We start from the raw sequence: 7873 nt of genomic DNA on the forward strand, positions 1-7873 counted from the left end.
TACCATGCGTAATAATTATTTTCACTGTCGTATATTACAATATGTTCCGGCATTAATAACGGCAGTTCCTGATTGTTCATGCTGAGAAGATTAATCAGAAAATAAACCAGCATTATGAATCCGTGCAACACGAAATGCAACACACAAAAAAGGCCTGGTATTTACCAGACCTTTAAAATGTAGCAGACGGGAGTTGAACCCGTACAGGCAAAATAACAAAAACATCGAAATAACGGGATTCTTTAACTCTAAGCGCTTGAATCCATTCTCCTCATACTATTTATAACTGGCATACTTTATGAGGGTTTAAGATATTCTTTGGATCAAAAGCCTTCTTGATGCCCCTCATAATTTCAACGGTAGCCGGATCCAGCGACTCCATAAGATAGGACTTCTTCGCATAACCAATCCCGTGTTCACCGGATACCTGACCACTTAGTTCTTTAGCTTTGCCATAGATCTTATCCATGGCAGCTTTCATTTTCTCCTCCCATTCTTCTTCACTTAATTCATCCTTTAAGATATAGGCATGGAGATTGCCATCTCCTGCGTGGCCAAAGCTTTTGATACGGATATTAACTTCTTTATATAATCCGTGGATATATTCCACCATTTCATTTACGGAACTTCTGGGAACTACTACATCCACTTCATCCATAAAGGAGGTTGAACCTTTGATAGCTTCCAGAAAAGCACCTCTGGCCTTCCAGATAGAATCTTCTCTTTCCGTGGTATCAGAGATTAAAATATCAATAGCTCCCTGCTCCAGGCAGATTCTTGCTACGTTTTCATAGTCTTTTTCAATTTCTTCCGTAGAGTTACCATCAAATTTAAGCAGCAAATAGGCATCTGCACTGTTATCAGGGAACTTTTTGCCCAGGTATTTTTCTGCATCAATAATAACTTCCCTCTGCATAAATTCAATGGCAGTGGGGATGGCTTTGGATTTGATAATCAAAGGTACGGTACCGATTGCCTTCTCCAGAGTTGGAAAGGGTATCAGCAAACTGATTGCTTTCTTCGGCAGAGGAAGAATCTTTAAGGTTGCTTTAGTAATAATACCAAGAGTCCCTTCTGATCCTACCATCAGATCCTTCATGGCATATCCCGTACTGTTCTTTACTACCTTACCGCCAAATTCCACCACTTTGCCATCGGGCAGCACAACTTCCAGTCCTCTTACATAATCTCTGGTCACACCGTATTTAACCGCTCTCATACCACCGGCATTGGTACTGATATTTCCTCCGATGGTAGCAGACTTCTCACCTGGATCCGGAGGGTAAAACAAATCTCTCTCCTGTACATAAGCAGCCAGCTCCATAAGCAATACTCCCGGCTCTACTGTAATGGTAAGATTATCCTCATCCAGTTCCAGAAACCGGTTCATAAGGCTGGTATCCAGCATGATGCCATGTTCGATTGCAACAGAAGCCCCTACCAGACCTGTGCCTGAACCTCTAGGGGTAACAGGTATCGCATTCTCATAGGCATATTTCATAATTGAAGAAACTTCCTCGGTGGATTTAACCTTTACCACCACGTCCGGATAGCTGACTGTGTCGCTTAACTCATCATGGCTGTATTCTTCATTAATATCCTCACCGCAAAGAACTCTGTCGTTTTCTGTTATAATACTTCTTATATAATTAATATCTTCCAATTCCAACTTTTTATAATTCATTATAATAATCCTGCCTTTCTCATAGCCTGCATATTAACTTCATTCTAGCTATAACTACACTCAAGCACTAATAAATTTACCAGCTTTGATACGGCTAATGACTTCCGGCAGGATTTCATACAAATCCCCAACCAGGCAATAATGAGCTGTTTTAAAAATCGGTGCATTTTCATCCTTGTTAATGGCAATTATCTGCTCAGCATTATTCATACCCGCCGTAAACTGGACAGAACCGGATACACCGCAGGTAATGATCAACTTCGGTCTTACAGTACGGCCGCTTAAACCTACCTGACATTTGGCTGCCAGCCATCCTGCTTCCATAACCGGACGAGTACAGGCAAGCTGGCCGCCCAGAATATCTGCAAGCTCTCTTAACAGTTCAAGATCTTCTTCTTTTTTTACTCCTCTGCCTGCAACTACCAGCACATCGGAGGCTTCTATAAACTGTTCTTTCTCCTTTGCAATAATATCCAAAACCGATACCTTACTGCCCAGTTCCTTTGAGTCAATCACGCAGTTAATAACTTCACCGGACACTTCTTCTTTTCTCTCCGGTGCATCCATAACCTTATAGCGCACAGTAGCCATCTGAGGTCTGTGATTGGGAGTTAATATCTGAGCCATAATATTTCCGCCGAAAGCAGGTCTGATCTGTACCAGATCCGTATTTTCATTAATGTCCAGGATCGTACAGTCAGCAGTTAACCCGGTCTTTAATCTGGCTGCCAGCCTTGGTGCCAGTTGTCTGCCAACGGGAGTTGCTCCCATTAAGATAGCCGTAGGTTTTATATGCCCGACAAAATCTTCAAACGCCTTTGTATATGGCTCCATCTTAAAACGGTCCAGTTCTTCCTTATCATAAACAAATACCTTATCTACGTCATAATGCAGCAGTTCTTCACACTGTGTCTGTATATGGTGTCCCATCATTACGGCATATACCGGATGATTGATCTTTGCCGCCAGTTCCTTTGCTTTTCCAATCAATTCATAGGTTACGGGATGAATCGCTCCGTCAATATGATCTACATATACTGCAATTCCTCTCCACTGCTCCTTGTCTATGGCTTCAACGGCTTCCTCCACATATTCGATGGCTCCTGCCGGACCTTTTTTCACACAGAGCTTACACATTTTACAGGCAGCATTTATCTGAATCAAGTTGTCTTTCTCTTCAATAGCGCCAAAGGGGCAGATACTGATCAGCTCCTGTTTGTTTCCAACCTTTTCCTGGTTTACGATTAACTTAGCCATACCTATCTTCCTCCTCAGGCAAATTTTAATTCCTTCAATTTATGAAATAACTGATCAGCCAGTTCCTTACTATCCCCGTTCCACACTTCTCTGTGGTTATTTACCTGGGGCGGAAATATTTTCTGCACTTGTGTGGGAGAACCGTTCAAGCCATAGTTTTTCTCTTCTTTATCCTCCAGTTCTGCAAGGGTAATCACTTTTATTTCTCTGTCCTTTGTCTCCTGTTTCTTTACATAGGAGGGAAGCCTTGGGATAAATATATCTTTATCCACCGCCAGCAGGCAGGGATATTGTATTTCTGCCACTTCTATGTCATCAGTCATATCCATTTCCACTACTAAGGAGCTATCTTTTTGTTCAACTATTCGGGATACATTAGACAGGCTTGGAATACCCAGCCATTCTGCCACTTCCGGGCCTACCTGAGCGGTATCTCCATCGGTAGTCTGTTTTCCGCAGAGAATCAGATCAAATTCCCCGCTCTGTTTAATGCCCTGTGAAAGGGTATAACTGGTTGCCAGTACATCGGCGCCGCCAAACTTACGGTCGGATATCAGTACTCCGGTATCTGCTCCCATGGCAAAAGCTTCTCTGATGATTCCCGCTGCCTGCCCCGGTCCCATAGTAATTACAGTAATACTGCCGCCGGTTTTCTCTCTGATTCGCAGCGCAGTCTCTAATGCGTATAAATCATAAGGATTCATTTTGGATTCCACTCCGTTTCGCTTTAACACGCCGGTAATCGGATCCACTTCCACCTTATTGCTGTCTGGCACCTGTTTAATGCATACTAAAATATTCATTTAAAACTCCTTTCCTTCCCTTTTCAGGCTTACTGTATGGCAGTGGTAATTCAAGTCAAAACCTACAGTATAAAACACTTTATAGTTTAATTTTAAGATTTCACATGAGCTTGCTCACCGTCAGTTATGCCAGCAGTCTTGAACCTGCATAAGTGATGGCCCCAACTATGATTATAAAAAGAACAAAATATTTAATGGTTCCTTTTAACAGCACATTTTCCTTGCCCTCCAGATTTACCGCTGCTACTGCAATTGCTATACTCTGAGGTGAAATCATCTTGGCAATAACCGCACCTGCTGTATTTGACGCTGTAATCCAGGCCTGGTTAAGTCCCAATGCTGCTGAGGTTTCCGCCTGTAAGCCGCCAAATAATACACTGGCAGAGGTTCCGCTTCCGGTCACAAAGGTTCCGATGGACCCAAGGAATGGGGCAAAAAAAGGATAAAAAGAACCGGTATAGGTCACAAACACAAGTGAGATGGAAGCAATCATACCGCTGTATCCCATTAATTTTGCTGTTGCCATAATGGCAATAATGGTAACAATTGTTTTCATCATCTGAAGAATGGTCTTTTTAAGGATCACAAACATTTCCTTCATACTCAGTCCCTGAATCTTCCCTCCTATAAAGGCAGATAAAAGAATCCACAAGCCAGGGGTTGCAAGCCAGGAAAAGGTATACGGTGAACTTCCGTTTCCCTGATAAATACTTACCGTAGTTTTCACGGAGGCCAGCAGTTCGTTAAAGGGTCCTGCCATTTTAGACGTTACTAAAAGGAATACAAAAATCAGGATGAAGGGACTCCAGGCAACCAGAGCTTGTTTCCCTGTTACTTTAACCTCCTGTCTGCCATCCAGAAGATACTTTTCCTCCACCTCGCCTTTCCCAAAAATCCCCGCGGCTAAAACCGTGGCAGCCATGGAACAAACCGCTCCGATTACTACGGGCAGCTCCGCTCCCAGATATTTTGCCACCAAATATTCAGGAAGCAGGAAGGAAACACCTGAAATGAAAGTGATCAGCGTTATTCCTTTTAAAGAATTCTTTGATTTACCCGTAAGAAATACCAATACAAAAGGTGTTAAGATAATAAGTAAGGCTAATAAAATTACGGTATTGGTAGACAGCTCAATAACATTAATACCTGTGATTTTAGCCAGCGTGGTAGTAGGAATACCGATGGAGCCAAAGGCTGTCGGTGTTGCATTTGCAATCAGACAGACAATTGCTGCGAATACCGGAGGAAAGCCAAGGCCGACCAACATACTTGCCGGAATGGCAACCGCTGTTCCAAAGCCCGCCATACCTTCCATGAAACCACCAAATCCCCATGCAATAATAAGTACTAAGACCCTTTTGTCTTTCGTAACATTTGCCAGCATTTTTTTGATTATTTCCATATCTCCTGTGGCAACGCAGACATTGTAAGTAAATATAGCAGCAATTATAACAATAATAATTGGCCATAAAGCAAGTGCGGCCCCTTCCGCAACTGCACCCAGGCTGTCAACAAATGGCATCTTCCATACAAATACGGCAAGTACATATGCAATTGCCAAAGCGATGGTACATGCTTTAAACCCCGGGATTTTTAAAGCTGTCAGAGCAATGATTAACCAGATAATCGGTGACAATGCCATAACAAATTCGAAAATCATCTCCATAGCTTCTCCATTCTGTGGTATTTAAGGAGACATCAGGAAGTTCCAGAGATTCCTTTATACTCCTGAAATAAAATTTTCAATTGGTAGTACCAATTTGCGTTAAAAAAAATGGTGTTGCAAAACAGTTTTGTTTTACTACACCTATTTGATACCTACCCCCGGGGAATTGGTAGTACCACTTTGTAATTTAATTATAATTGCGTATATTCTATATGTCAACATACGTCATTTTTTTAACAGATACTTTGTTTATTTTTACTCATATGGGTACCTTTTCATCATTGTCAGGTCATTTTCTTTAATTTTTTCGTCAATTATACTAAAATGTTTGTTAATTGATTCATAAGCAAGATTTTTATCCCTGGTGATTAAACTTTCTAACATACCGTTATGGGCTTCCATGAGAATTTTTCTGCTGTCATCCTGGCTTAAGATTTCTCTTCGCAGGTCTACAATAAATTTATCCAGTACCTCAGAAAGAGCCTGGAGGATATTGATAATCAGAGTATTCTTGGAGGCCAGGGCTATGTTATAGTGCATTTTCTTATCCAATACGACATTATTTGCTTCTGTACCCGTCTCCAGCAGAGACATGATCTTTACCAGAGACTGAATTTCCTCATCCGTGATATTGTCTATGGCTAACATCAGCGCTTCCATTTCCAAAGCTCGTCTAAGTTCACTGACTTGTTTGTAATCGATCTGATTCAGCAGAAACATCATGGACAGGGATTCCACCAGGTTATTTTCAAAATTACCTGTAAGAAAATTACCCGCCCCCTGATGGCTTGAGATTACTCCCATATTATCCAGCGTCCGAATAGCCTCTCTGACAGAATTACGGCTGATACCCAGGATCTCTGACAGTTCTCTTTCTGCCGGAAGCTTTCCGCCTATCCTTAATTCACCACTGCGTATTTGCTTTTTTATGTAACTTATAACTTTCATATATGACTTTTTCTCTGTTCCGTACTCTTCCATAAATACCTCCGTGTGTCTCTTCTATCCGATTTTCATTACAACAATGTGCTTTTTCTGTTTACTGATTTATGTCAATCCCATATCCTGTTGGCTCTTACTTTATTTTATACGCTGTTTTAACTTCCGGTTGTCTATAATTCTATCATATTTTGTTTTATTTTCAACTGATACACAGTTCTTTTAAATCATGATAAACCTAAACAGTAATTTTCTTTTTAACAGGAAGTCACTCCCTTTCAGTTTGACCCTACTGTTTAATTCATGATCCGCGGCACAATATAAGCCAGCAAATTAATGCCATTATGCAATACCACTGAAGGCAGTATACTTCTTGAATACGCTCTGATCCAGCCCATTACAAAACCTGCTGCCCCTGTAGAAATAAAGCTTGAAAAGTTTATGATAAGTGAAAAATCATTGTCAAACGTCACACTGTGGACTAGAGCAAAAATAAATGTTGTTATTATAAGATTCCAGCCTACATTGGCATTCCATAGCTTCCTTGTTCCAGGTAATGCTTGTGCAATAATCATCCAAAGAATTCCGCGAAATATCAATTCCTCCTCAAATCCTGGCATTGATGCCTGGAATAAGACTGTCTCAAAGTCAATACTTCCAGGATTTCCTGAACTTCCAATAGCAAAAAAAACAGCTGCACCTGCAAGAATGCTGATTATTCGGGCCCAAGAGCCTGGACGCGGTAAAGTAAAACCCATTTTCTCCCAAGATTGTCCAAACCACAATTGGACAAATACCAAAGCTGCTGCCAGTGAAATTAGCTTTCCTTGCCAATTCCAATGTAAATTTGCAAACCACCATAACCTAGGGGATAAAAGCAGAAGCAGATTAATAAGCAGAATAACTCCAGCCAGGCATAGCAGGGTAAGTGACTTTCTCCCACTTATGCCTGGATTGCGCTGATTATAAATCCATACAAAAGGACCTAGAAGAAGTGTAGTAATTGCCATCCATAGTCCCCAGTTTACGAGACCTCGACTGAGAAAGGCTCCGTCATTTATCAGTGCTGATCCAATCAAGTATAACCCAATAAAGATTAACAACAACGCAGCTTTTTTATTTTGTTCCATACCCTTTCCTCCAGAATCCTTTTTTATATATTTTATTTACATTACTAGTACAGTCTCTAATTCATATGATATACCATAGAGCCATAATAATAATATAAAATAAATATAAATATTTGTATCGCCATAGGGAACGATTCTTTTCCATACAATAAAAGAGTGCACTTTCATACAAATATTTGTATGACATATGCACTCTTCCAATACCTTTCGTCTGCTTTCTTTAAAAAGACAGCTTTAATGTTAATGTATCATATGGCGGTATGATAAAATCCTGTTTTTCACAAATCTCTTCAATATCATTTACTTTTTCAACTGCTTTGAAACGGCTGAAATCATAATCCGTCAGATTGACTTCCCTGCCGGTAGGATTCTTGATTCTTAGCAAAGCTGCGTC

Annotated in this window: 6 protein-coding genes; all 6 read right to left on the reverse strand. The window is 40.8% G+C overall.

Features of this window, described 5'->3' with window-relative positions:
- Positions 1 to 280: 280 nt before the first annotated feature.
- Complete coding sequence (locus V7M78_RS16600) at positions 281 to 1684, reverse strand: FAD-binding oxidoreductase (protein ID WP_333651476.1); 1404 nt, start codon at positions 1682 to 1684, stop codon at positions 281 to 283.
- A 60-nt stretch (positions 1685 to 1744) separates the two neighbouring features.
- Positions 1745 to 2941: an electron transfer flavoprotein subunit alpha gene (locus V7M78_RS16605; RefSeq protein WP_333651477.1), complete on the reverse strand. Its 1197-nt coding sequence runs from the start codon at positions 2939 to 2941 to the stop codon at positions 1745 to 1747.
- 14 nt (positions 2942 to 2955) lie between these two features.
- Positions 2956 to 3744: an electron transfer flavoprotein subunit beta/FixA family protein gene (locus V7M78_RS16610; RefSeq protein ID WP_333651478.1), complete on the reverse strand. Its 789-nt coding sequence runs from the start codon at positions 3742 to 3744 to the stop codon at positions 2956 to 2958.
- 124 nt (positions 3745 to 3868) lie between these two features.
- The gene (locus tag V7M78_RS16615) at positions 3869 to 5410 is read right to left on the reverse strand and encodes an L-lactate permease (RefSeq protein ID WP_333651479.1); all 1542 of its coding nucleotides are present in this window, start codon (positions 5408 to 5410) and stop codon (positions 3869 to 3871) included.
- A 255-nt stretch (positions 5411 to 5665) separates the two neighbouring features.
- Positions 5666 to 6391, reverse strand: a complete 726-nt coding sequence (locus V7M78_RS16620) for a FadR/GntR family transcriptional regulator (RefSeq protein WP_333651480.1) — start codon at positions 6389 to 6391, stop codon at positions 5666 to 5668.
- 254 nt (positions 6392 to 6645) lie between these two features.
- Positions 6646 to 7479: a CPBP family intramembrane glutamic endopeptidase gene (locus V7M78_RS16625; RefSeq protein WP_333651481.1), complete on the reverse strand. Its 834-nt coding sequence runs from the start codon at positions 7477 to 7479 to the stop codon at positions 6646 to 6648.
- Positions 7480 to 7873 lie beyond the last annotated feature (394 nt).

The organism is Lacrimispora sp., assembly GCF_036758025.1.
GTDB lineage: Bacteria > Bacillota > Clostridia > Lachnospirales > Lachnospiraceae > Lacrimispora.